This is a genomic window from Schumannella luteola (assembly GCF_013408685.1).
GTDB lineage: Bacteria > Actinomycetota > Actinomycetes > Actinomycetales > Microbacteriaceae > Schumannella > Schumannella luteola.
Window position 1 is genome coordinate 3180117 of sequence record NZ_JACBZY010000001.1, and the last position, 21827, is coordinate 3201943.

A 21827-nucleotide genomic window follows, 5' to 3' on the forward strand; every position below is an offset into this window, starting at 1 on the left:
CGGGGGTCAGCCCGGGACGACGGTCAGCCAGGAACGACGGAACCGCGGACCGGTGACCAATCCGCGGTTCCGACTCTCGTCGCCGAGTGCGGGCCGTGCCTCAGATCCCCGAGGCGCCGCCCTGCTCGCGCAGGGTCATGACCGAGGTGCCGGTGGGCACTGCGGTGGGCGGTCCTCCACGGCGGCGGCCGCCGCCCTTGCGGGACCCGCCGCGCAGTCGGATCTCGAGCAGCTTCGCGAATCCGGCGAGCACCAGACACAACGCGATGTAGATCGCACCCATGACCATCGCCGAGGGGATGATGGGCGAGCCGTACTGCAGCTGCGTCCCGTAGAACTTCGCGAGGTAGAGCAGCTCCTGGTAGGTGACGATGAAGCCGAGCGCGGTGTCCTTCAGCACGACGACGAGCTGAGCGACGATGATCGGCAGCATCGCGCGGATGCCCTGCGGCAGAAGGATCATGCGCATGAGCTGGCCCTTGCGCAGGCCGATCGCCATGCCCGCCTCGCGCTGGCCCTTCGGCAGCGACTCGACGCCGGCGCGGAAGATCTCGGCGAAGACGGCGCCGTTGTACAGCGTGAGGCCCGCGACGACCGCGACGAACGGCGACAGCCGGATCCCGATCGTGGGCAGTCCGTAGTAGAAGAGCATCATCAGGATCAGCAGCGGGATCGCGCGGAACAGCTCGGTGACGACCATCACCGGAACCCGCAGCACCGCGTGATCGCTCAGCCGCCCCATCGCGAGCACGAAGCCGAGGACGATCGCCAGCACACCGCCGACCGCGAAAGCGGCGAGAGTGCGGCCGAGCGCAGCGGCGATGTCGCCCCACACCGTCGCGTAGGCGAAGATCGACCACTTCTGCGCCGAGAACTGGCCCGTCGCCGCGAAGCGGTAGGCGATGAAGCCGACGATCACGACGACGACCACGACCGTGATGGCGCCGATGACGACCTGGCGACGACGGGCGCGGGGCCCCGGGGCGTCGAAGAGAACCGAGCTCATCGGGCGAGCCTCCACTTCTGCTCGAGCGCGCGTTGCGCCCACGACAGCAAGGCGACGAGTGCGACGAAGATCGCGGCCACCCAGAGCAGCACGATGAGCTGCGGCTCGCCGCGCTCCGACAGGTACGCGCGGATGGCGCCCGCGTCGAGCACCGAGAAGCCCGCCGCGATCGTCGTGTTCTTCAGCAGGGCGATGAACACGTTCATGAGCGGCGGGATGATGGCGCGGAACGCCTGCGGCAGCACGACCAGCGTCATCGACTGGCCGAAGGTGAGGCCGATCGCCCGCGAAGCCTCGGCCTGACCGAGCGGCACCGTGTTGATACCCGACCGCAGCGCCTCGGCGACGTAGGTGGCGGTGTAGACAGAGAGGGCGATGATCGCGAGCACGATGTAGTCGGCGCGCGGCAGCCCGAGCTTGGGGTAGCCGAAGACGAAGAAAAAGAAGATCAGCGTCAGCGGGGTGTTGCGCACGATGTTCACGTACAGCGTGCCGAGCGCCCGCATCGGGGCCACGGGCGATACGCGGAAGGTGCCGACGATCGTGCCCAGCACGAGGGCGATGAGCCCGGATGCGAAGAACATGATCAGCGTGTTGCGGAACCCCGTCACGAAGATGTCGAGGTTGTCGAGCAGCACGTTCACGTGCGCGCTCCTTCCGGTCTGAGCGGATCGGGGAACGGGGCGGCGCCGGATGGCGCCGCCCCGCGGGGTCGGCTACTGGTAGTCGTCGACCTCGGGCTGGTCGACCTTGGTGCCGGAGGCTCCCAGGGTCGCGTCGTAGATGCCCGTCCAGACCTTGCCGCCGTCGGTGAAGGTCTTGTTGATGAAGTGACGGAGCGCGGAGTCGCCCTTGGGCAGGCCAACGCCGTACTTCTCGGTACTGAACGGCTCGCCGACGACCTTCAGGTCATCGGGCTGCTGCGCGGCGTAGCCGATCAGGATCGCCTCGTCGGTGGTCACCGCGTCGACGCTCTTGTCCGCCAGGGCCGAGACGCACTGCGAATACGTGTCGAACTCCGTCGTCTTGGTGTCGGGGTAGTTCGCCTTGATGTTCTGGATCGGCGTCGAGCCCGTGGCCGAGCAGACGGTCTTGCCCGCGAGGTCCTTGTCGGACTTGATGTCGCTGTTGTCCTTCGCGACGAGCAGGCCCTGGCCGGTCACGAAGTACGGGCCGGCGAAGTCGATCTGCTGCTTGCGCGCATCCGTGATCGAGTAGGTGCCGACGTAGTAGTCGATGTCGCCGTTGACGATCGCCGACTCGCGGTTCGCGCTCGGGATCGCCTTGAACTCGATCTGCTTCTCGCTGAAGCCGAGCGACGCGGCGACCCACTTGGCGATCTCGATGTCGAAGCCCGAGCGCTCGCCGGTCGCGGCGTCCAGGAAGCCGAGGTTCGGCTGGTCCTCCTTGACGCCGACCGTGATCTTGCCGGCGGCCTTCGCCTTGTCGTAGGTCGGGCTGCCGGTCAGGTCGACGTTCTTCGCGACCGTGTACAGGTCCTTCGGCGGCTCGGAGGCGCTGCCCCCGCCGGCCGAGGGCGGGGCGCCCTGGGCGCATCCCGCCAATGTCAGTGCCGCCGCGGCGGCCGTCGCGACGATCGCGACGCTCCACTTCTTGCGCATGCTGTGTTCCTCTCCTCGGTGCGGACCGGGTCACGGTCCGGAGTCTCTGGTCGGGTTGCCGCCCCTGCTGGGGCGGGTGGTGCTGCCACGGCCTCCGTCGTCGGAGCCGGGGACGTCAGCGAGGCGGATGCGGTCCGCCCCGGAATCAGTGGGTGAGGAGCTTCGAGAGGAAGTCCTTGGCGCGGTCGGACTCCGGGTTCGTGAAGAAGTCCTCGGGCTTGCGGTCTTCGACGATCTGACCGTCGGCCATGAACACGACCCGGTCGGCGGCCTTGCGCGCGAAGCCCATCTCGTGGGTCACGACGATCATCGTCATGCCCTCCTTGGCGAGCTGCACCATGGTGTCGAGCACCTCGTTGATCATCTCCGGGTCGAGGGCCGAGGTCGGCTCGTCGAACAGGATGAGCTGCGGGTCCATCGCGAGAGCGCGGGCGATCGCGACACGCTGCTGCTGGCCGCCGGAGAGCTGCGAGGGCAGCTTCTTCGCCTGGTTGGCGACGCCGACGCGGTCGAGCAGCTCCATGGCGCGCTTCTCCGCCTCGGCCTTGCTCTTGCCGCGCACCTTGATCGGGCCGAGCGTGACGTTCTCGAGGATCGTCTTGTGCGCGAAGAGGTTGAACGACTGGAACACCATGCCCACGTCGGCTCGCAGCTTCGCGAGTGCGGCACCCTCGCTGGGAAGCGGGGTGCCGCCGATGGTGATCGTGCCGTCGTCGATCGTCTCGAGTCGGTTGATCGCGCGGCAGAGGGTCGACTTGCCCGATCCGGAGGGGCCGATCACGACGACGACCTCGCCCTTGGCGACCGTCGTCGAGATGTTCTTCAGAACGTGCAGATCGCCGTAGTGCTTGTTCACAGAATCGAGGACGACCAGAGGTTCCATCTAGACAGACAAGCAGACCCCCGTATGCGGGGGCAATCCCCGGCGCACAACGTAATCAGGACGTAACGCAAACGCGACATGTGTCGATGAGATCGGATGCCGCGCGCGGCATGTACCGGATCGCCAGCCGGCAGGAGCGGTCGGACTACGCCCGAGCGCGCTGCGCGAAGGCGCTCTGGTACAGGCAGACCGAGGCCGCCGTCGCCAGGTTCATCGACTCGGCGTGACCGTAGATCGGCACCCGCACCGAGGCGTCGGCGAGGGCGACGTGCTCGTCGAGCAGGCCGCGGGCCTCGTTGCCGAAGAGCCAGGCGGTCGGCTGCGCGAGACGCTCCCCCAGCTCGGGCAGCTCTCCCCCGTCGATGTCGGCCGCGAGGATCGTCACGCCGGCGGCGCGCAGACGGTCGAGGGTCGGCTCGAGCTCGAGGTCCTGCACGATCGGCAGGTGGAACAGCGACCCGGTCGTCGAGCGCACGACCTTCGGGTTGTACATGTCGACGCTGCGGCCCGTCAGCAGCACCGCATCCGCCCCGGCGGCGTCGGCGGCGCGGATGATCGTGCCCGCGTTGCCGGGATCGCGGATCTCCTCGAGCACGGCGACGAGACGCGGGCCGGCGGCGAGCACCGCATCCAGGTCGGAGCTGAGGTGACGCGCGGTCGCGACGACGCCCTGCGGAGTCACCGTGTCGGCCATCGCCTCGAGCACGTTGTCGCGCACGGGCTGCGCTTCGACGCCCTGGGCGGCCGCGAGCGCGATGAGATCGGCGAGGCGATCCTGCACCGAGACGCTCACGTAGAGGTCGACGAGCAGCTCGGGGCGGTAGCGGAGCGCCTCGTCGACGGCCTGCGGGCCCTCGAGCAGGAAGAGGCCGGTGTCGGCCCGGGCTCCGCGCTTGGCGAGCTTCGCCACGGCGCGCACCCGCGGCGAACGCGGATTGTCGATCACGGTCGGAATCGTAACGAACACCGGCGGCGGGAACGCGAACGGCGCGCACCCCCCGAGAGGAATGCGCGCCGGTCGTGTGGTTCGCTGCGCGACCGTCAGACGGTCACGCGATGCCGAGCATCAGCTCAGGCGGCGTCGGCCTTGGCGTTGACGTCGGCCGGGAGCGCCTTCTTGGCGGTCTCGACGAGCGCCGCGAAGGTCGCCGCGTCGTTGACCGCGAGCTCCGCGAGGATGCGACGGTCGACCTCGACACCGGCGAGACCCAGACCCTGGATCAGACGGTTGTAGGTGAGGCCGTTCGCACGCGCCGCGGCGTTGATGCGCTGGATCCAGAGGCGACGGAACTCGCCCTTCTTGGCGCGACGGTCGCGGTAGGCGTAGACGAGCGAGTGGGTGACCTGCTCCTTGGCCTTGCGGTAGAGGCGCGACCGCTGACCGCGGTAGCCTTCCGCGCGCTCGAGGATGACCCGGCGCTTCTTGTGGGCGTTTACTGCGCGCTTGACACGTGCCATTTCAGTTCGTCCTTAATCCGTAGCCGGGCTTACTTGCCCAGAAGCTTCTTGATGCCCTTGGCGTCCTGCGGAGCGAGGACGACGTCGCGGTTGAGGCGACGGGTGAGCTTGCTCGACTTGCGCTCGAGGTTGTGGCGCATGCCCGCGCCCTGCTTCACGACCTTGCCGGTGCCGGTGAGGCGGAACCGCTTCTTCGCACCCGAGTGCGTCTTCTGCTTAGGCATTCTCTTCCTTCGTGTTCTCCTCGGCGGAAACCTCCGCCGACGTCTCGGCCGCCTCAGCGGCTTCGGTCTGGGGCCCGCGACGGCGCTCGGCGCGGCGGGCGTTGGCCTCGGCCTTCGCATCGACCTTGCTCTTCAGCGGGCCGATGATCATGACCATGTTGCGACCGTCGATGGTCGGGGTCGACTCGATGGTGCCGAACTCGGCCACATCCTCGGCGAAGCGCTGGAGGAGGCGCACACCCTGGTCCGGGCGCGACTGCTCGCGTCCGCGGAAGAGGATCATGGCCTTGACCTTGTCGCCTTCCTTCAGGAAGCCCTCGGCGCGCTTGCGCTTGGTCTCGTAGTCGTGCTTGTCGATCTTGAGGCGGAAGCGGACCTCCTTGAGGACCGTGTTCGCCTGGTTGCGCCGGGCCTCCTTGGCCTTCTGCGCCGCCTCGTACTTGAACTTGCCGTAGTCCATGATCTTGACCACGGGCGGGCGCGAGTTGGGGGCGACCTCGACCAGGTCGAGTTCAGCCTCCTGGGCGAGCTTCAGTGCCTGCTCGATGCGCACGACACCGACCTGCTCGCCACCGGGTCCGACGAGGCGCACCTCGGGAACCCGGATGCGCTCGTTCGTTCTGGGATCGCTGATGCGGAACTCCTTCGACGTGATGCTGCGTGCTTCGCTCCGTCCAGGCGGACGGGGCTCATCGAAAGGAGGAGACTGATCTCTTCATCGGTCGCGGGCGACCGCATCACCCTTGCGCTGCCGGACGGATCCGACGGAGTGAAAACGACCCGGCACCTCTGCAGAAGCGCGGTGCGGGTGGGAGTGGAACTCCTCTTTCGAACCGGGGAGACCCCGGAGCCTCGTCGATGATAGCAGGGTTCTGCTCCGCACGGGCGTCGGCGTCCGGTGCGGCGCCGCGCGAGCGAATAGGCTCGGCGGGTGACCGACGCGCCCCACGCCCACGATGACCACTCCGTCGACCACGGCCCCGCGGAGACCAGCTTCTCCTATTCGGCCGACGACGAGATCCGCGACATCTCCGAGGTGCCGGCCGTCGAGCTGATCAACACGGTCGCCGTGCACCTCATGAGCGCCGCCGCCGTCAAGCTCGGCCTCGGCGATGGGCCGGATGCGACGCGCGAGCTCGATCTCGACGAGGCCCGCAAGCTCATCACCTCGCTCGCCGGGCTGATCACGGCCGCCGCCCCCGAGGTCTCCGACTCGCACGCGCGCCCGCTGCGCGACGGCCTCCGCTCGCTGCAGCTCGCCTTCCGTGAGGCGTCGCCGATCCCCGACCCGATCGGCAAGGGGCCGGGCGAGAAGTGGACCGGCCCGGTCACCTGAGCCCGGCGCGGATCGCCTAGCCGACCACGCGCACGGCGAGCGAATCCACCCGCTCGGCGAGCAGTGCGTCCGCGCTCCAGCGCGCTCCGAGCCGCTGCAGCACCGCGGCGCGCGCCGCGTCGTCGAGCTCGTCGGAGAGTGCGACGGCGACCAGCAGCTCCGGCCCGGTGAGTCGTGCATCCGCGTCACCCGGCAGCGCGCGGATGCCGAGCACCGCCAGCTCGCCCGCGGTCGCCGCCTCGAGTGCGGCCGAGACCGCGGCATCCTCGTCAGCGGGGACGAAGCGAGCGTCGAGCGCGAGCGCCGCGAGGTGACTGCGGCGCAGCCCGAACTCGGTGGGCGTCGTCGGGTCGAGCACGACACGGTCGGTGCCCTCCCCCGCTGCGGCGATCGCGACCCGACGCGCCTCGACGGGAACAGGCCGCGCGACCGGGTTCCAGGCTTGCATCGCCGCGACGCCCGTGAACGCGGGCAGCACGGGTGCGCCGTCGGGGCCGGCGACGGTCACGAGGGAGAGCTCCTGCGTCTTGTCGACGAGCTGGCCGTGCGCGCCGATCCCCTCGTCGCCGCGCTCCACCAGCAGGGGCACGAGCAGGCGCACCGGTCGCAGCGCCTCGATGACCTCGGGCACGCCGACCTCCCGCGCACGGAAGCGCTGGATCGACTCGATCAGCCGCGGGTCGGCACTGCCGTCATCGCCCGCCGCCGGGTTCGGCTCGAACGACCTCCCCTCGAAGGGGACGCCCGCCGAATCCGCGTGCGGCGTCATCCGATCAGATCCCGGCGACGTCGAGCGCCTCGGCCAGCGTGAAGGCGCCCGCGTAGAGCGCCTTGCCGACGATCGCGCCCTCGATGCCCGAGGGCACGAGCTCGCGCAGCGCCGCGATGTCGTCGAGGTTCGAGATGCCGCCGGAGGCGACCACCGGCTTGTCGGTGCGCTCGGCGACCTGCTGCAGCAGCTCGAGGTTCGGGCCGCGCAGCGTGCCGTCCTTCGTGACGTCGGTGACGACGTAGCGGGCGCAGCCGGCGTCTTCGAGGCGGTCGAGCACGGTCCACAGGTCGCCGCCGTCGCGGGTCCAGCCGCGAGCGGCGAGGGTCGTGCCGCGCACGTCGAGGCCGACGGCGATCGCCTCGCCGTACTCGGCGATCACGTGGGCGGCCCACTCGGGGTTCTCGAGCGCGGCGGTGCCGAGGTTGATGCGCTTGGCCCCGGTCGCGAGCGCGGCCTCGAGACTCGCGTCGTCGCGGATGCCGCCCGACAGCTCGACGTTCAGCTCGCGCGGCACGCTCTTGATGACCCGCTTGATGACGGCGCGGTTGTCGCCGCGGCCGAAGGCGGCGTCCAGGTCGACCAGGTGGATCCACTCGGCGCCCTGTTCGACCCACACGCCGGCGGCCTCGACCGGGTCGCCGTAGTCGGTCTCGCTGCCGGCCTCGCCCTGGGTGAGGCGCACGGCCTTGCCGTCGGCGACGTCGACCGCCGGCAGGAGGGTGAGACGCGGGGCGGAGTTGAACTCGGTCATTGCGGGTGGATCCTCGGGATGTCGGTCGTGCGGTCGGTCAGGCGATGGTGCGGAGGCGAGAGCCGCGACGCCCCGGACGGACGGACGCGACCCTCGAAGTCAGAGTCGGTCGATCCAGTTGCGCAGCAGTCGGATGCCGGCCTCGCCCGATTTCTCGGGGTGGAACTGCGTCGCCGACAGCGGGCCGTTCTCGACGGCCGCGAGGAAGCGGCCGCCGTGGTCGGACCAGGTCAGCTTCGGGCTCGTGTGCTGCGGCGACTCGGGCAGATCCCAGCTGCGCGCGGCGTACGAGTGCACGAAATAGAAGCGCTCATCGGCGAGGCCGTCGAACAGCTGCGAACCGGCGTCCGGCGTCACGGTGTTCCAGCCCATGTGCGGCAGCACCGGGGCCTCGAGCTCGTCGACCGTTCCCGGCCACTCCCCCAGCCCCTCGGCCTCGACCCCGCGCTCGACACCCCGGTCGAACAGCACCTGCATGCCGACGCAGATGCCCAGCACCGGGCGGCCTCCGGCGAGGCGACGACCGATCAGCTCACCGCCGCGCACCTTCTGCAGCGCATCCATGACGGCCGAGAAGGCGCCGACGCCCGGCACGAGCAGGCCGTCGGCGTCGAGCACCTTCGTGCGGTCGGCGGTCAGCTCGACCTCGGCGCCGGCGGCCTCGAGCGCCTTGACGGCGGAGTGCACGTTGCCCGAGCCGTAGTCGAGCACGACGACCGACGGTCGGGTCACAGGGCGCCCTTGGTCGAGGGGATGCCGTCGACGCGCGCGTCGGGCTCGACGGCCTTGCGGAAGGCGCGGGCGAAGGCCTTGAACTCGGCCTCGGCGATGTGGTGCGGGTCGCGACCGGCGAGCACGGTCAGGTGCACGCTGATGCCGGCGTGGAAGGTGATCGCCTCGAAGACGTGACGCACCATCGAGCCGGTGAAGTGCCCGCCGATGAGGTGCAGGGCGAAACCCTCGGGTTCGCCCGAGTGCACGAGGTAGGGGCGACCCGAGACATCGACGACGGCTCGCGCGAGCGCCTCGTCGAGCGGCACGTGGGCGTCGCCGAAGCGGCCGATGCCGTGCTTGTCGCCGAGCGCCTGACGGATCGCGGTGCCGAGCGTGATGCCCGTGTCCTCGACCGTGTGGTGCACGTCGATGTCGGTGTCGCCGGTGGCCTTGACCGTGAGGTCGACGAGCGAGTGCTTCGCGAAGGCGGTCAGCAGGTGATCGAAGAACGGCACGCTCGTCGAGATCTCCGACTTGCCGGTTCCGTCGAGGTCGAGTGAGAGCTCGATGCTCGACTCGCTGGTCGAGCGGGTCAGCTGCGCGGTGCGGCCTGCGGTCATGCCTGCGATCCTACCGACGCGGCCGCGTGCGCCCCGCCCGGCCCGAGGGCCGCGAGCTGCTCGAGGAAGTACGTCGTCTCCTGCTCGGTGCCCGCCGTCACGCGGAGGGTGTTCGGGATGCCGACATCGCGGATCAGGATGTCCTTGGCGAACAGCGCCTCGAACGTCGCCTGCGGCTCGTCGACGCCGCCGAAGAAGACGAAGTTCGCGCTCGACGGATAAGGACGGAAGCCGAGCCGCGGCAGTTCGGCCACGAGACGGTCGCGCTGCTCGGCGATGTCGTCGACCATCGCGAGCATCGTCGGGGCGTGCTGGAGCGCCGCGACGGCGGCCGCCTGCGTCAGCGCCGAGAGGTGATACGGCAGGCGCACGAGACGCAGCGCATCGATCGCGGCCGGGTCGGCGGCGAGGTAGCCGACCCGCGCACCGGCGAAGGCGAAGGCCTTGCTCATCGTGCGCGAGACGAGCAGTCGCTCGCGACCCGGCAGCAGGCTCAGCGCGCTCGGCTGATCCTTCGGCATGAACTCGGCGTAGGCCTCGTCGACGAGCACGATCCCCGGGGTCGCGTCGTAGACGGCCTCGACGACATCCACCCCGAGCGGCGTGCCCGTCGGGTTGTTCGGCGCGCAGAGGAAGACGACGTCGGGACGGTGCTCGGCGACCTGCGCCGCCGCCGTCTCGGGCGTGAGCTCGAAGTCGTGGTCGCGCTGCCCGGCGATCCAGGTCGTGCCGGTACCGGAGGCGATGATCGAGTGCATCGAGTAGGTGGGCGGGAAGCCGAGCAGGCTGCGCCCGGGGCCGCCGAAGGCCTGCAGTACGTGCTGCAGCACCTCGTTCGAGCCGTTCGCGGCCCAGATGTTCTCGGGCGCGAGTCCGTGCCCGAGGTAGGCCGCGAGGTGCTCGCGCAGCTCGGTGAACTCGCGGTCGGGGTAGCGGTTGACGCCGAGCACGGCGCGGGCGACGGCCTCGACGACGTGCTGGGCGACCTCTTCGGGCACCGGATGCGTGTTCTCGTTGACGTTGAGCTGGTAGCGCACGGGGGCCTGCGGCGCGCCGTAGGGCGCCTTGCCACGCAGGTCGTCTCGGATCGGGAGCTCGGAGAGCGATGTCACCGCACGAGTCTAGGGCGACGGCGCGGCGCCCTCCGGCGCGGTGACGGGGCGTGACGACGAGGTGGGCGACTCCGGGGCTGACCCGTCGATCGGCGACGCCGCAAGCAGCCGGAGGAAGTCGTGCACCTGCTCGGCCGGGATCTCGCACGGCTTGAGAAGCACGCCGGCGGCGGTGCGCCAGATGTTCGCGCTGAGGTAGCCGTGACCGCCGAGGCGCTCGGCGGTGAGCGTGGTCGCGCGACCGTCGGCGTGGTCGGCCCGCGTGACTCCCCAGGGTTCCCCGGCGATCTCCCGACGCGACCAGCCGAGGGGAAGCGCGTCGATCGCGGCGAGCTCGCGCGCATCCAGGTCGTCGGTCATGTTCCGAGATTAAAGGGGCGGGCCCGCCGACCGTCGGGGGAACGGAGGCGGGCCCGATTCGGTCGACCGCGAGGGGGATGCGGCGACCGCGAGCGCCGGGCGAACCCGGCGGACGTGGAAGTGCGAACGATCAGCGGCTGTACTGCGTGGGGATCGCGAGCTGCTGGTTCGGCGTGATGCTGGCCGAGCCGAGCTGGTTGAGCTTGATGATCTCGGAGACGACGTCGCGCGGGTCGCTCTGCGGGGCGACGCGCTCGGCGATGCTCCAGAGGGTGTCGCCCGCCTGCACGCGGACGTGCTCGAAGGTCGTCGACGAGCTGGACGAGGTCGCGACCGCGTCGCCGCTGCCGACGACGAAGGCTCCGACGCCCAGGACGAGCGGGATCGCGATGAGGACCGAGAGCACGACCTGACCGCGGCGCGTGATGCGCAGGCGCGGGGCCGCAGCCGTCGGGGCGAGGGAGATGGTGCTCATGGTGACCTCCTGAGTCTGGACAGCTTCGCGGCCGACGCTCGGCCGGGAGAGCCGGCTGCGAAGCTGTGTTCCGAACATATCTTCTATCGAACGTATGTTCAAGTGGATCGTCGGTTTCGGTCTGATAACAGGCGCGGATGCGACGACACGCTCGAACAGATGTTTGAGCAGACCTTTCGAACCGGATACAGTTCCGAATGTCTGGGAACAGCTTCCCGACGACCACCGACATCCGCCGGTACACGTCGTCGAGGGCCCTCAGAAGTCGGGTTTTCAGAACGTGACCAGCCAGAGAGGACCGCCCATGAGCGACGCCACCGACCGAGGCGCCACCGGCGGCACCCGCCGGCGCAAGAGCCTGAGCGAGAAGCAGCTGGCGATCCTCGAGTTCATCTCCCAGCAGGTCGCCACGCGCGGCTACCCGCCGAGCATGCGCGAGATCGGCGACGCCGTCGGGCTCGCCTCGCTCTCGAGCGTGACCCACCAGCTCAACCAGCTCGAGCTGAGCGGCTACCTGCGCCGTGACCCCAACCGCCCGCGCGCGCTCGAGGTGCTCATCGACCTGCCGTCGACGTCGTCGGCCGTCGAGTCCGCTCCCTCCGTCGGCGACGCCGCGATGGTGCCGCTCGTCGGCCGCATCGCCGCCGGCATCCCGATCACGGCCGACCAGCAGGTCGACGAGGTCTTCCCGCTCCCCCGCCAGCTCGTCGGCAAGGGCGAGCTCTTCATGCTCAAGGTCGTCGGCGAGTCGATGATCGACGCGGCCATCTGCGACGGCGACTGGGTCGTCGTGCGCACGCAGAACACTGCCGAGAACGGCGAGATCGTCGCGGCGATGCTCGACGGCGAGGCGACCGTCAAGGTGTTCCGCCAGCGCGACGGCCACACCTGGCTGCTGCCGCGCAACTCCGCCTTCGAGCCGATCCTCGGCGACCAGGCCGAGGTGCTCGGCAAGGTCGTCGCCGTGCTGCGCGCGGTCTGAGCCCGCGAGCGAGGTACGGCGTCAGCACCGACGCGGTCACGCACCGCCACCGTCTCGAGGCGGAGACGCGCCTCCCCCGCTGGTACCACGGTGCCAGCCGGATCGCGCACGAACCCGCCCCACGGCGGATGACCGCGACTCATCTCTCTTCCTAGCGTTGATGACGCAGGGCACACGGCCCCGCTCACGACGAAGGGCAGACATGATCCAGGCTCGCGCGCTCACCAAGCGCTACGGGGCGAAGGTCGCGGTCGACGGCATCGACTTCACCGTGCGTCCCGGTCAGGTGACCGGCTTCCTCGGCCCCAACGGCGCCGGCAAGTCGACCACCATGCGCATGATCGTCGGACTCGACCGTCCGACCTCCGGCGGCGTCACCGTCAACGGACGGCCCTACGCCGAGCACCGCGCTCCCCTGCGCGAGGTCGGCGTGCTGCTCGACGCGAAGGCCGTGCACACCGGCCGCAGCGCGTTCAAGCACCTGCAGTCGCTCGCGGCGACCCACGGCATCCCCACCGCCCGCGTGCACGAGGTCATCGCCCTCACCGGCCTCGACAGCGTCGCCCGCAAGCGCGTCGGCGGCTTCTCGCTCGGCATGGGCCAGCGCCTCGGCATCGCCGCCGCGCTGCTCGGCGACCCGGCGACGCTGATCCTCGACGAGCCGGTCAACGGGCTCGACCCGGAGGGCGTCACCTGGGTGCGCCAGCTCGTGCGCGGCCTGGCCGCCGAAGGACGCACGGTGCTGCTCTCCTCGCATCTGATGAGCGAGATGGCGCAGACCGCCGACCACATCATCGTGCTCGGGCGCGGGCAGGTGCTGGCGGATGCGCCGGTCGCCGAGATCATCGCCGGCGCCGGCGGAGCGACCGTGCGCGTGCGCACCCCGCAGCCGCAGCTGCTCGCCGAGGCGCTGCGCGGCGCGACCGTGACCCCGCTGCCGGACGGCGCGGTGAGCGTGCACGGCGCGACAGCCGAGACCGTCGGCGAGGCCGCCGCCGCCCGCGGCGTCGTGCTGCACGAGCTCACGCCGATCGCGAGCTCGCTGGAGGAGGCGTACCTGGCGCTGACGGCCGACGAGGTCGAGTACCGCAGCGCCCAGCCCGAGGCGGTGCTGCGATGACCGCCGCGACGCTCGCTCCGTCCGCCGGTGCGACGAACACGACCCGCCCGGGCGTGACCTTCGGCCGCGTGCTGCGCTCGGAGTGGATCAAGTTCACGAGCCTGCGCTCGACCTTCTGGACCAGCGCCATCATCCTCGTGCTCTGGATCGGCCTCGCGGCGATGCTCGCGGCGACCGCGCCGACCGAGCTCGCCCCCGGCGCCGACCCCGACGAGAACGGACGGTTCCTGCTCGGCACCGTCGTCACCACCGGCGCCTCGATCGGCGTGCTGGTCGCGGCGATCCAGGGCGTGCTGATCATCTCGGGCGAGTACTCGACGGGCATGATCCGCTCGAGCCTCGCGGCCGTGCCGCGCCGTCTGCCGGTGCTCTTCGGCAAGGCGATCGTCGCCTTCGTCTGGATGTTCCTGCTCGGCGCCGTGGGCGTTCTCGGCTCGCTCGGCGTGGCGGCCGCGCTGTTCACCGCCCGCGACATCCCGCTCGTCATCGACGGCGACGTGCTGACCGCCTTCGCCGGCGCCGCTCTCTATCTGGGCCTCGTCGCCGTGTTCGGCCTCGGCATCGGCACGGCCGTGCGATCGTCGGCGGGTGGGATCGCGATCGCGCTGGGCGTGCTGCTCGTGCTGCCGACCCTGCTCATGGTGCTCAGCTCGTGGCTCGACTGGATCGGCGACGTGATGAAGTTCCTCATCTCGCAGGCCGGCTCGACCCTCGCCTCGGTTCCGGGGCCGTCGGCGATGGCCCTCGGTGGTGCGGCCGACGATGCTCTGACGCCGGCCGTCGCCGCGATCGTGGTGCTCGTCTGGGCGGTCGCCGCGCTCGTGCTCGGCGCGATCGCCCTGAAGCGGCGGGACGCCTGAACCGCGCGGCGAAGCGGCCGAGGTCCTCTGCGGATGCGGAGGGCCTCGGCCTTCCGCATCCCCCGGGCCGGATCCGCAGCTGGCTGCAACGGCACGCGCGTGCCGTCGACGGCACGATCGCGGGCCTGTTCGCGGGGTTCGCCGTACTGACCGTCGTCGCGTCGGCGGTATTCAACGAGCGCACCCCGCTCTGGGATCTGCCGAACCCCGGATGGTGGACGATCCCGACACTGATCTGCATCGCCGCGTCGACGGTCGCGCTGCTGTTCCGGCGCAGCCGCCCTCTCTGGGGCGTCGTGCTCGCGGCCGCGCTCGTGCTGGTTCCGCTGCCGGTTCCGAGCCTCGCCGAGCCGACGTTGAGCATCTTCGCGCTGTACGCGGTCGGCGCCTACCGCGGAGGCCGCACCGCCTGGCTCTCCTTCACCCTCATCGCCGGCTGCTCGGCGCTGAGCACCGCCCTCGGGGCGGCCGTGCCCGGCGTGTGGTCGGTGATCGAGGGCGAGACCGGTCACGGCGTCGCCGCGCTGAGCTCGACGCTCGTCGTCTCGACGATCTTCCTGCTCTCCGCTCTGCTGCTCGGCATGAGCATCGGCAACCGCCGCCGCTACCTCGACGCCCTCATCGACCGCGCCGGTCAGCTCGCGCGCGAACGCGACCAGCGTGCGGAGATCGCCGCGGCCGAGGAGCGGGGCCGCATCGCCGGCGAGATGCACGACGTGCTCGCGCACAGCATGTCGGTCATGATCGCGCTCTCGGAGGGCGCCGCCGCGACCGCCGCAACGCGGCCCGCCGATGCCGCGGCGACGATGAGCACGGTCGCCGAGACGGGACGCCGCAGCCTCGCCGAGCTGCGCCGGCTGCTCGGGGTGCTCGGCGAGCCCGGCCAGGCGGAGCGCCGCCCGCAGCCCGGCGCCGCGCAGCTCGGCGAACTGGTCGCCGGCTTCCGCACGGCTGGGCTGCGGGTCGAGCTGAGCTCCCGCGGCGAGCCGGGCGCGGATGCCGCACTCGGGCTCACGGTCTACCGGATCATGCAGGAGTCCCTCACGAACGCCCTCCGCTACGCCGACGGCGCTCCCGCGTCGGCCGACATCGACTGGGGCGTCGAGCGCGTCGAGATCACCGTGCTCGATCGCGGGACGGGACGCCGCACCGCCCAGCAGGGCGCCGGCCGCGGCCTGCTCGGGATGCGGGAGCGCGTCGCGCTGTTCGGCGGCTCGGTCGAGACCGGGCCGGCCGAGGGCGGCGGCTGGCGGGTGCGCGCCGTGCTGCCCCGCGACGGCGGGCGCGACGATGCGCCGCGCCGAGCACCTCATCCATCCACCGCTGCCGACAAGGAGACCCCGTGACCGATCGCATCCGCGTGCTCATCGTCGACGATCAGGAGCTCGTGCGGCTCGGCTTCCGCATGGTGCTCGACGCCGAGGCCGACATCGAGGTCGTCGGCGAGGCCGGCGATGGCGCCGCCGCGGTCGCGGAGGTGCGCCGGCTCGAGCCCGATCTGGTGCTGATGGATGTGCGCATGCCCGAGATGGACGGCATCCGCGCGACCGAGCTCGTCGTCGCGCTGCGCCCCGACACCCGCGTGCTCGTGCTCACGACCTTCGACCGCGACGAGTACGCCTTCGGCGCGCTGCGCGCGGGCGCGAGCGGCTTCCTGCTCAAGGACGCGCGGCCGGCCGAGCTGGCCGACGCGATCCGCGCCGTGCACCGCGGGGATGCCGTGGTCGCGCCGCGTGTGACCGCGCGCCTGATCGACCTGGCGGCCCCGGCGCTGGAGCCGACCGGACGCGACGACACCGTGCTCGCGGTGCTCACCGACCGCGAGCGCGAGGTGTTCCAGCTCATGGCCGAAGGCGCGACGAACGGCGAGATCGCCGGCCGCCTCTACCTCTCGGAGTCGACGGTGAAGACGCACGTCGGGCGGGTGCTGCGCGGGCTGGGCCTGCGCGACCGGGTGCAGGTGGTCATCCTCGCCTACGAGATCGGCGCGGTGAAGCCCTAGTCGCGCTCGAGGTCGGCGTCGAAGCCCTGCTCGGCGTCCGAGCTCTGCTCGCCGTCGAGCAGCGAGATGCCGAACTCCGCGACGACGGAGCGCAGCTCCCCCAGGTAGCGCTGGGCCTGCTCGGTGAGCGGGATCGCCGAATGCTCGATCCATCCGATCTCGATGCGATCGTCGATGTCGAGCGGGATCGCGACGATCTCGGGGTTCAGGTCGTCGCTGATGATGCCCGTCGAGATCGTGTAGCCGTCGAGTCCGATCATGAGATTGAAGATGGTCGCCCGATCGGAGACGCGGATCTCCTGCCGGCTCGAGAGGGTCGAGAGGATCTCCTCGGCGAGGTAGAAGGAGTTGTTCGCACCCTGATCGAAGGTCAGCCGTGGCAGGTCGGCCAGGTCGGCCAGGACGACCCGCTCGCGGGGGACGAGCGGATTCGTCCTCGCGACGAAGATGTGCGGTTCGGCGATGAAGAGCGGTCGGAACACCAGGCCCGAATCACGGAGCAGCTTGTCGATCACCTTGCGGTTGAAGTCGTTCCGGTAGAGGATCCCGACCTCGCTGCGCAGCGCACGGACGTCTTCGATGATGTCCCAGGTGCGGGTCTCGCGCAGTGAGAACTCGTACTCGTCGGCGTCGCTCGCGCGCACCATGCGCACGAAGGCGTCGACCGCGAACGAGTAGTGCTGCGTCGAGACCCCGAGCAGACGCCGCGACGGCGGACGGCCGAGGTAGCGGTGCTCGAGGAGGACCACCTGCTCGACGACCTGCCGGGCGTAGCCCAGGAACTCGGTTCCGTCGGCGGTGAGCGAGACGCCGCGGGCCGAGCGGGTGAGCAGGGTGCGCCCGACGCGCGCTTCGAGATCCTTCATCGCCGCCGACATGGTGGGCTGCGCCACGAACAGCTGGTCGGCGGCGGCGCTGATCGATCCTTCCGCGGCGACCTCGACGAAGTACTGGAGCTGCTGGAGGGAGATGCGGCTGGAGTCGCGTGCCATAGCGTCATTCTATATTTCGGCATAGTCACGACGAATTACCCGATATCCCCGGATCACGGGCACGATTCAGGTGGATCTCCTGCGCTGTCAGAAGACCGACCGACCGAGGGATGTTTCTCCTGTGACTGACGAGTTCGACTACGCGATCACGACGACGCGCTTCGACGAGCACTACGAGCCCGCGGAGACGTCCCGCGTCACCACGAACTTCGCGAACCTCGCTCGCGGGGAGCACCGCCAGCAGAACCTCCGCAACGCCCTCGGCATGATCGACCGCCGCTTCAACGCCCTCGCCGACTGGGACAACCCGGCCGGCGATCGCTACACGGTCGAGCTCGAGATCGTCTCGGTCGGCCTGCGATTCGCCGACACGAGCGCGGAGGACGCGTTCCCACTGATCGAGATCCTCGACGTGCAGATCCTCGACAGCGCGACCGGTGAGCGACGCCACGGCATCGTCGGCAACAACTTCTCGTCGTACGTGCGCGACTACGACTTCAGCGTGCTCCTCCCCTCGCTCACGGCATCCGGGCCGGATGCGCCCCTGCCGGACGACTTCGGGGTGCTTCACGGCAAGCTGTTCGACCACTTCCTCGCCTCGCCCGCCTTCCGCGAGCGCTTCGCCGCTCCCCCGGTGATCTGCATCAGCGTCTCCACCAGCAAGACCTACCGCCGCACCGACAACATCCACCCCGTGCTCGGCGTCGAGTACCTCAACGACGACGTCTCGGTGACCGACCGGTACTTCGACAAGATGGGCCTGCGGGCGCGGTTCTTCATGCCGCCGGGGAGCGTGGCGCCGCTCGCGTTCTATCACCGCGGTGATCTGCTGAACGACTACTCGGATCTGCAGCTGATCGGCACGATCAGCACGATGGAGACCTTCCAGCGGATCTACCGGCCGGAGATCTACAACGCGAACTCCGCCGCCACCGCGATCTACCGCCCGAGCCTCGAGCTGCAGGACTACTCGCGAACCCAGGTCTCCTACGACCGGGAGGAGCGGAACCGGCTCGCCTCGACCCAGGGCAAGTACACCGAGGAGCACTTCATGACACCGCACCGAGACGCCCTCGAGCAGTGGGCGGCCGCCTACCCGGCCCCGATCGCATGACCAGCCGTCAGCCGAGCGACAGCTCCCGCCGCCTGCTTCCGACATCGACCGCGGGCAGTCTCCCCAAGCCCACCTGGCTCGCCGAGCCCGAGAAGCTGTGGTCGCCGTGGAAGCTGGACGGCGACGCACTGATCGAGGGCAAGCAGGATGCGCTGCGCATCTCCGCCCACGAGCAGGAGTCAGCCGGAATCGACATCCTCAGCGATGGCGAGCAGACCCGACAGCACTTCGTCACGACGTTCATCGAGCATCTCAGCGGCGTGGACTTCGAGAACCGCGAGACCGTGCGCATCCGCGACCGCTACGACGCGAGCGTGCCGACGGTCGTCGGCGCGGTCGGCCGCGAGAAGCCGGTCTTCGTCGACGATGCGCGGTTCCTGCGGGCGCAGACCGACCGTCCGATCAAGTGGGCGCTTCCCGGGCCGATGACCATGATCGACACGCTCGCGGACCGGCACTACGGCAGCCGCGAGAAGCTGGCGTGGGAGTTCGCCGGGATCCTCAACGAGGAGGCGAAGGAGCTCGAGGCGGCCGGCGTCGACATCATCCAGTTCGACGAGCCCTCGTTCAACGTGTTCTTCGACGAGGTGCAGGACTGGGGTGTCGCCGCACTGGAGCGCGCCGCAGAAGGGCTGCAGGCCGAGACCGCCGTGCACATCTGCTACGGCTACGGCATCGCGGCGAACACCGACTGGAAGGCGACGCTCGGCGCGGAATGGCGCCAGTACGAGAAGACCTTCCCGATGATCCGGGAGTCGTCGATCGACATCGTCTCGCTCGAATGCCAGCACTCGCACGTGCCGATGGATCTCATCGAGCTCATCCGCGGCAAGAAGGTCATGCTCGGGGCCATCGACGTGGCGAGCACGGCCGTCGAGTCGGCTGACGAGGTCGCCGATGTGCTCCGGAAGGCGCTCGAGTTCGTCGACCCCGAGCTGCTGATCCCCAGCACGAACTGCGGCATGGCTCCGCTGAGTCGGGAGGTCGCTCAGGGGAAGCTCGCCGCGCTCAGCGCCGGCGCGGACATCCTCCGTCGGGAGCTCGCCCCCGCGGTCGAGAGCGTCTGACCGAGCGCGCGCGTCTCGGCCCGGTGTGATCGGGCCGAGACGCGCGCGGATCGGCGCGCGCCGCGCGGCGCTCAGACCTGCGCGAGCGGCTCCGCGAGCATCGACTCCAGCTGACGCGCGACGGGCTCCATCGCGAGCAGCTTCACGCGCGTGCCCTCCTCGACGTACTCGGTGTCGAGGATGCGCGCGTTCGCGTGCGCGAACGACACCACCTCGCCGCGGTCGTAGGGCACGAGCAGCTCGAGCTCGACGTCGGGCTGCGGAAGCAGCTGCGCGATGCGCTCCTGCAGCTCCGCGACGCCCTCGCCGGTGCGGGCCGAGACGAAGATCGACTTCGGCTCCAGCCCACGCAGCACGATCCGCGCATCCTCGTCGATCAGGTCTGCCTTGTTGAAGACGACGATCTCGGGAAGGTCGCGTGCATCCACCTCGCCGATCACGTCGCGCACCGTCGTCAGCTGCGAGGCCGGATCGGGATGCGCGCCGTCGACGACGTGCACGATCACATCCGAGTCGCGCACCTCCTCGAGCGTCGAGCGGAACGCCTCGACCAGCTGGTGCGGCAGGTCGCGCACGAAGCCGACCGTGTCGGCGAGCGTGTAGAGACGGCCGTCGGGGGTGCGGGTCTTGCGCACGGTCGGGTCGAGGGTCGCGAACAGCGCGTTCTCGACGAGCACGCCGGCGCGGGTGATGCGGTTCAGCAGACTCGACTTGCCCGCGTTCGTGTACCCGGCGATCGCGACGCTCGGCACCGCGAAGCGGTCGCGGTTCGCGCGCTTCGCCTCGCGAGCGGGCGCGAAGCCGGCGATCTGCCGACGCAGCCGGGCCATGCGGGTGTGGATGCGGCGGCGGTCGAGCTCGATCTTCGTCTCACCCGGTCCGCGGCTTCCCATGCCGTTTCCCGCGCCCACCTGGCCACCGGCCTGGCGGGACATCGAGTCACCCCAACCGCGCAGACGGGGAAGCAGGTACTGCAGCTGCGCGAGCTCGACCTGCGCCTTGCCCTCGCGGCTCTTGGCGTGCTGGCTGAAGATGTCGAGGATGACGGCGGTGCGGTCGATGACCTTCACCTTCACCGCGTCCTCGAGAGCGCGGCGCTGGCTCGGGGCGAGCTCCGCATCCGCCACGACCGTGTCGGCGCCGAGCGACTGCACGATCGCGGCCAGCTCCTCGGCCTTGCCTCGGCCGATGTAGGTCGCGGGGTCGGGGTGCGGGCGGCGCTGCAGCAGGCCGTCGAGCACGACGGCGCCGGCGGTCTCGGCGAGCGAGGCGAGCTCGCGCAGCGAGACCTCGGCGGTCTCGAGGTTGCTGCCGGAGTAGACCCCGATCAGCACCACATTCTCGAGGCGCAGCTGGCGGTACTCGACCTCGGTGACGTCTTCGAGCTCGGTGGAGAGCCCGGCGACGCGGCGCAGCGAGGCGCGTTCCTCGCGGTCGAGCTGATCGCCGTCGCGATCGTCGTCGTAGTGGTCGTCGACCTGCAGGCTCACCGAGCGGGCGCCGAAGCGCGACACGGTGGCGCGGCTCTCTTCATTGGCGAGCACGCGGTCGATGGCGGCGTCGGTGGTGGCGGAGTTCTTGATCGCGGAGTCCGACGGGCGCTCGATGGCGCCGTCGCCCCGATCCTGTTCGTCGTTCTCAGTCATGATTCGGTCAACCCTAGTTCCTCGGCTCCGGTAGGTTTCCAGCATGTCCGGCGAGCACTACTTCTCCCCCCAGCCGGGAAGCGATTTCGTGCCCCGCACCATCCCCGTGACGCTGGCCGGTCGTCGCGTCGAGGTGACCACCGCCGGCGGCGTCTTCAGCCCCGACCGGATCGACTCCGGCACGGCGGTGCTGCTGGGTGCTGTGCCCGCTCCCCCTCCCGGCGGCAACCTGCTCGACCTGGGCTGCGGCTGGGGCCCGGTCGCACTGAGCCTCGCCCTCGAATCGCCCCGTGCGACCGTGTGGGCGGTCGACGTGAACCAGCGAGCGCTCGACCTGGTGCGACGCAATGCGGAGGCGCTCGGACTCGACAATGTGAACGCCGTCACCCCGGATTCTGTTCCCGACGACATCGTCTTCCGCGCCATCTGGTCGAACCCGCCCATCCGCGTCGGCAAGAACGAGCTGCACGAGCTGCTGCGACGCTGGATGCCGCGCCTCGACGTCGCGTCGGACGCGTGGCTCGTCGTCGCGAAGCAGCTCGGCGCCGACTCGCTGCAGCGCTGGCTGCAGGGCGAGCTCGGATCGGACACGACCGTCGTGCGCACCGCCACCAGCAAGGGGTATCGCGTGCTGCGCGTGCGCCGGCGGGCCGGCACGACGGATGTGCTCGCGCCGGAGTGAGCTGACGCGCTGAGCGCCGACCCTCCCGA

At 70.3% G+C, this 21827-nt stretch carries 26 protein-coding genes; 9 read left to right on the plus strand and 17 right to left on the minus strand.

All coding sequences use genetic code 11. The features are described 5' to 3' along the window. Positions 1-100: 100 nt before the first annotated feature. The 8 genes from BJ979_RS14465 to infC all read right to left on the minus strand — a co-directional run bounded on the left by BJ979_RS14465 (position 101) and on the right by infC (position 5827). A complete protein-coding gene (locus BJ979_RS14465; protein ID WP_179568945.1) occupies positions 101-1006 on the minus strand; it encodes an amino acid ABC transporter permease in 906 nt (301 codons plus the stop codon). After that, a complete protein-coding gene (locus BJ979_RS14470) occupies positions 1003-1650 on the minus strand; it encodes an amino acid ABC transporter permease (RefSeq protein ID WP_179568947.1) in 648 nt (215 codons plus the stop codon). The genes BJ979_RS14465 and BJ979_RS14470 overlap by 4 nt, the downstream gene beginning before the upstream one ends. Before the next feature lie 72 nt (positions 1651-1722). After that, complete coding sequence (locus BJ979_RS14475; protein WP_179568949.1) at positions 1723-2628, minus strand: glutamate ABC transporter substrate-binding protein; 906 nt, start codon at positions 2626-2628, stop codon at positions 1723-1725. Positions 2629-2773: 145 nt separating this feature from the next. Then, on the minus strand, positions 2774-3511 hold the full coding sequence (locus BJ979_RS14480) for an amino acid ABC transporter ATP-binding protein (RefSeq protein ID WP_179568951.1): 738 nt from the start codon (positions 3509-3511) through the stop codon (positions 2774-2776). Between the two features lie 145 nt (positions 3512-3656). After that, the gene (locus tag BJ979_RS14485; protein WP_179568953.1) at positions 3657-4457 is read right to left on the minus strand and encodes a TrmH family RNA methyltransferase; all 801 of its coding nucleotides are present in this window, start codon (positions 4455-4457) and stop codon (positions 3657-3659) included. A gap of 125 nt (positions 4458-4582) precedes the next feature. After that, a complete protein-coding gene (gene rplT / locus BJ979_RS14490) occupies positions 4583-4969 on the minus strand; it encodes a 50S ribosomal protein L20 (RefSeq protein ID WP_179568955.1) in 387 nt (128 codons plus the stop codon). A 29-nt stretch (positions 4970-4998) separates the two neighbouring features. Further along, positions 4999-5193: a 50S ribosomal protein L35 gene (gene rpmI, locus BJ979_RS14495; RefSeq protein WP_179568957.1), complete on the minus strand. Its 195-nt coding sequence runs from the start codon at positions 5191-5193 to the stop codon at positions 4999-5001. Then, a complete protein-coding gene (infC, locus tag BJ979_RS14500) occupies positions 5186-5827 on the minus strand; it encodes a translation initiation factor IF-3 (RefSeq protein WP_179570397.1) in 642 nt (213 codons plus the stop codon). Before infC ends, rpmI begins: the two co-directional genes overlap by 8 nt. Positions 5828-6211: 384 nt before the next feature. On the opposite strand from infC, the gene BJ979_RS14505 reads away from it, so the two are divergent. Continuing rightward, entirely contained in the window at positions 6212-6529 is a 318-nt protein-coding gene (locus tag BJ979_RS14505) for a DUF1844 domain-containing protein (protein ID WP_179570399.1), read from the plus strand. Positions 6530-6545: 16 nt separating this feature from the next. On the opposite strand, the gene BJ979_RS14510 is transcribed toward BJ979_RS14505, so the two are convergent. The 7 genes from BJ979_RS14510 to BJ979_RS14540 all read right to left on the minus strand — a co-directional run bounded on the left by BJ979_RS14510 (position 6546) and on the right by BJ979_RS14540 (position 11333). After that, positions 6546-7298, minus strand: a complete 753-nt coding sequence (locus BJ979_RS14510) for an SseB family protein (protein ID WP_179568959.1) — start codon at positions 7296-7298, stop codon at positions 6546-6548. 4 nt (positions 7299-7302) lie between these two features. Then, complete coding sequence (priA, locus tag BJ979_RS14515) at positions 7303-8052, minus strand: bifunctional 1-(5-phosphoribosyl)-5-((5-phosphoribosylamino)methylideneamino)imidazole-4-carboxamide isomerase/phosphoribosylanthranilate isomerase PriA (protein WP_141163839.1); 750 nt, start codon at positions 8050-8052, stop codon at positions 7303-7305. Positions 8053-8151: 99 nt separating this feature from the next. After that, positions 8152-8784 (minus strand): imidazole glycerol phosphate synthase subunit HisH, encoded by a 633-nt coding sequence (gene hisH, locus BJ979_RS14520; RefSeq protein WP_179568961.1) that lies wholly within the window; start codon positions 8782-8784, stop codon positions 8152-8154. Further along, on the minus strand, positions 8781-9386 hold the full coding sequence (hisB, locus tag BJ979_RS14525; RefSeq protein WP_179568963.1) for an imidazoleglycerol-phosphate dehydratase HisB: 606 nt from the start codon (positions 9384-9386) through the stop codon (positions 8781-8783). Before hisB ends, hisH begins: the two co-directional genes overlap by 4 nt. Next, on the minus strand, positions 9383-10498 hold the full coding sequence (locus BJ979_RS14530) for a histidinol-phosphate transaminase (RefSeq protein WP_179568965.1): 1116 nt from the start codon (positions 10496-10498) through the stop codon (positions 9383-9385). The genes hisB and BJ979_RS14530 overlap by 4 nt, the downstream gene beginning before the upstream one ends. A gap of 9 nt (positions 10499-10507) precedes the next feature. Next, positions 10508-10858 (minus strand): hypothetical protein, encoded by a 351-nt coding sequence (locus BJ979_RS14535; RefSeq protein ID WP_179568967.1) that lies wholly within the window; start codon positions 10856-10858, stop codon positions 10508-10510. Between the two features lie 130 nt (positions 10859-10988). Continuing rightward, positions 10989-11333 (minus strand): LysM peptidoglycan-binding domain-containing protein, encoded by a 345-nt coding sequence (locus BJ979_RS14540; protein ID WP_179568969.1) that lies wholly within the window; start codon positions 11331-11333, stop codon positions 10989-10991. A gap of 304 nt (positions 11334-11637) precedes the next feature. Here BJ979_RS14540 and lexA point away from each other — a divergent pair, with 304 nt between their 5' ends. From lexA to BJ979_RS14565, 5 genes are all read left to right on the plus strand, one after another. After that, complete coding sequence (lexA, locus tag BJ979_RS14545) at positions 11638-12315, plus strand: transcriptional repressor LexA (protein WP_179568971.1); 678 nt, start codon at positions 11638-11640, stop codon at positions 12313-12315. Positions 12316-12517: 202 nt separating this feature from the next. Continuing rightward, on the plus strand, positions 12518-13435 hold the full coding sequence (locus tag BJ979_RS14550; protein WP_179568973.1) for an ABC transporter ATP-binding protein: 918 nt from the start codon (positions 12518-12520) through the stop codon (positions 13433-13435). Next, positions 13432-14295, plus strand: a complete 864-nt coding sequence (locus BJ979_RS14555; RefSeq protein WP_179568975.1) for an ABC-2 transporter permease — start codon at positions 13432-13434, stop codon at positions 14293-14295. Before BJ979_RS14550 ends, BJ979_RS14555 begins: the two co-directional genes overlap by 4 nt. An 83-nt stretch (positions 14296-14378) precedes the next feature. Beyond that, positions 14379-15641: a sensor histidine kinase gene (locus BJ979_RS17710; RefSeq protein ID WP_425502510.1), complete on the plus strand. Its 1263-nt coding sequence runs from the start codon at positions 14379-14381 to the stop codon at positions 15639-15641. Continuing rightward, positions 15638-16297 carry a response regulator gene (locus BJ979_RS14565; RefSeq protein WP_179568980.1) on the plus strand — a complete coding sequence of 220 codons (660 nt, stop codon included), beginning with the start codon at positions 15638-15640 and terminating at the stop codon, positions 16295-16297. The genes BJ979_RS17710 and BJ979_RS14565 overlap by 4 nt, the downstream gene beginning before the upstream one ends. On the opposite strand, the gene BJ979_RS14570 is transcribed toward BJ979_RS14565, so the two are convergent. After that, the gene (locus BJ979_RS14570) at positions 16294-17289 is read right to left on the minus strand and encodes a LysR family transcriptional regulator (protein WP_179568982.1); all 996 of its coding nucleotides are present in this window, start codon (positions 17287-17289) and stop codon (positions 16294-16296) included. The genes BJ979_RS14565 and BJ979_RS14570 overlap by 4 nt on opposite strands. 121 nt (positions 17290-17410) lie before the next feature. On the opposite strand from BJ979_RS14570, the gene BJ979_RS14575 reads away from it, so the two are divergent. Continuing rightward, positions 17411-18403 (plus strand): putative oxygenase MesX, encoded by a 993-nt coding sequence (locus BJ979_RS14575; RefSeq protein WP_179568984.1) that lies wholly within the window; start codon positions 17411-17413, stop codon positions 18401-18403. Further along, the gene (locus tag BJ979_RS14580; RefSeq protein ID WP_179568986.1) at positions 18400-19470 is read left to right on the plus strand and encodes a methionine synthase; all 1071 of its coding nucleotides are present in this window, start codon (positions 18400-18402) and stop codon (positions 19468-19470) included. Before BJ979_RS14575 ends, BJ979_RS14580 begins: the two co-directional genes overlap by 4 nt. 71 nt (positions 19471-19541) lie before the next feature. Here BJ979_RS14580 and hflX read toward each other — a convergent pair whose 3' ends face one another. After that, the gene (gene hflX, locus BJ979_RS14585; protein ID WP_179568988.1) at positions 19542-21116 is read right to left on the minus strand and encodes a GTPase HflX; all 1575 of its coding nucleotides are present in this window, start codon (positions 21114-21116) and stop codon (positions 19542-19544) included. A 43-nt stretch (positions 21117-21159) separates the two neighbouring features. Between hflX and BJ979_RS14590 the strand changes: the two genes are divergently transcribed. Then, entirely contained in the window at positions 21160-21798 is a 639-nt protein-coding gene (locus BJ979_RS14590; RefSeq protein ID WP_179568990.1) for a class I SAM-dependent methyltransferase, read from the plus strand. Positions 21799-21827 lie beyond the last annotated feature (29 nt).

Excerpts from the sequence above, each read along its gene's own strand:
- BJ979_RS14465 (WP_179568945.1), bottom strand. The coding sequence starts at position 1,006 with ATGAGCTCGGTTCTCTTCGACGCCCCGGGGCCCCGCGCCCGTCGTCGC.
- BJ979_RS14475 (WP_179568949.1), bottom strand. The coding sequence starts at position 2,628 with ATGCGCAAGAAGTGGAGCGTCGCGATCGTCGCGACGGCCGCCGCGGCG.
- BJ979_RS14480 (WP_179568951.1), bottom strand. The coding sequence starts at position 3,511 with ATGGAACCTCTGGTCGTCCTCGATTCTGTGAACAAGCACTACGGCGAT.
- rplT (WP_179568955.1), bottom strand. The coding sequence starts at position 4,969 with ATGGCACGTGTCAAGCGCGCAGTAAACGCCCACAAGAAGCGCCGGGTC.
- rpmI (WP_179568957.1), bottom strand. The coding sequence starts at position 5,193 with ATGCCTAAGCAGAAGACGCACTCGGGTGCGAAGAAGCGGTTCCGCCTC.
- BJ979_RS14510 (WP_179568959.1), bottom strand. The coding sequence starts at position 7,298 with ATGACGCCGCACGCGGATTCGGCGGGCGTCCCCTTCGAGGGGAGGTCG.
- priA (WP_141163839.1), bottom strand. The coding sequence starts at position 8,052 with ATGACCGAGTTCAACTCCGCCCCGCGTCTCACCCTCCTGCCGGCGGTC.
- hisB (WP_179568963.1), bottom strand. The coding sequence starts at position 9,386 with ATGACCGCAGGCCGCACCGCGCAGCTGACCCGCTCGACCAGCGAGTCG.
- BJ979_RS14535 (WP_179568967.1), bottom strand. The coding sequence starts at position 10,858 with ATGACCGACGACCTGGATGCGCGCGAGCTCGCCGCGATCGACGCGCTT.
- BJ979_RS14540 (WP_179568969.1), bottom strand. The coding sequence starts at position 11,333 with ATGAGCACCATCTCCCTCGCCCCGACGGCTGCGGCCCCGCGCCTGCGC.
- lexA (WP_179568971.1), top strand. The coding sequence starts at position 11,638 with ATGAGCGACGCCACCGACCGAGGCGCCACCGGCGGCACCCGCCGGCGC.
- BJ979_RS14550 (WP_179568973.1), top strand. The coding sequence starts at position 12,518 with ATGATCCAGGCTCGCGCGCTCACCAAGCGCTACGGGGCGAAGGTCGCG.
- BJ979_RS14555 (WP_179568975.1), top strand. The coding sequence starts at position 13,432 with ATGACCGCCGCGACGCTCGCTCCGTCCGCCGGTGCGACGAACACGACC.
- BJ979_RS14570 (WP_179568982.1), bottom strand. The coding sequence starts at position 17,289 with ATGGCACGCGACTCCAGCCGCATCTCCCTCCAGCAGCTCCAGTACTTC.
- BJ979_RS14580 (WP_179568986.1), top strand. The coding sequence starts at position 18,400 with ATGACCAGCCGTCAGCCGAGCGACAGCTCCCGCCGCCTGCTTCCGACA.
- hflX (WP_179568988.1), bottom strand. The coding sequence starts at position 21,116 with ATGACTGAGAACGACGAACAGGATCGGGGCGACGGCGCCATCGAGCGC.
- BJ979_RS14590 (WP_179568990.1), top strand. The coding sequence starts at position 21,160 with ATGTCCGGCGAGCACTACTTCTCCCCCCAGCCGGGAAGCGATTTCGTG.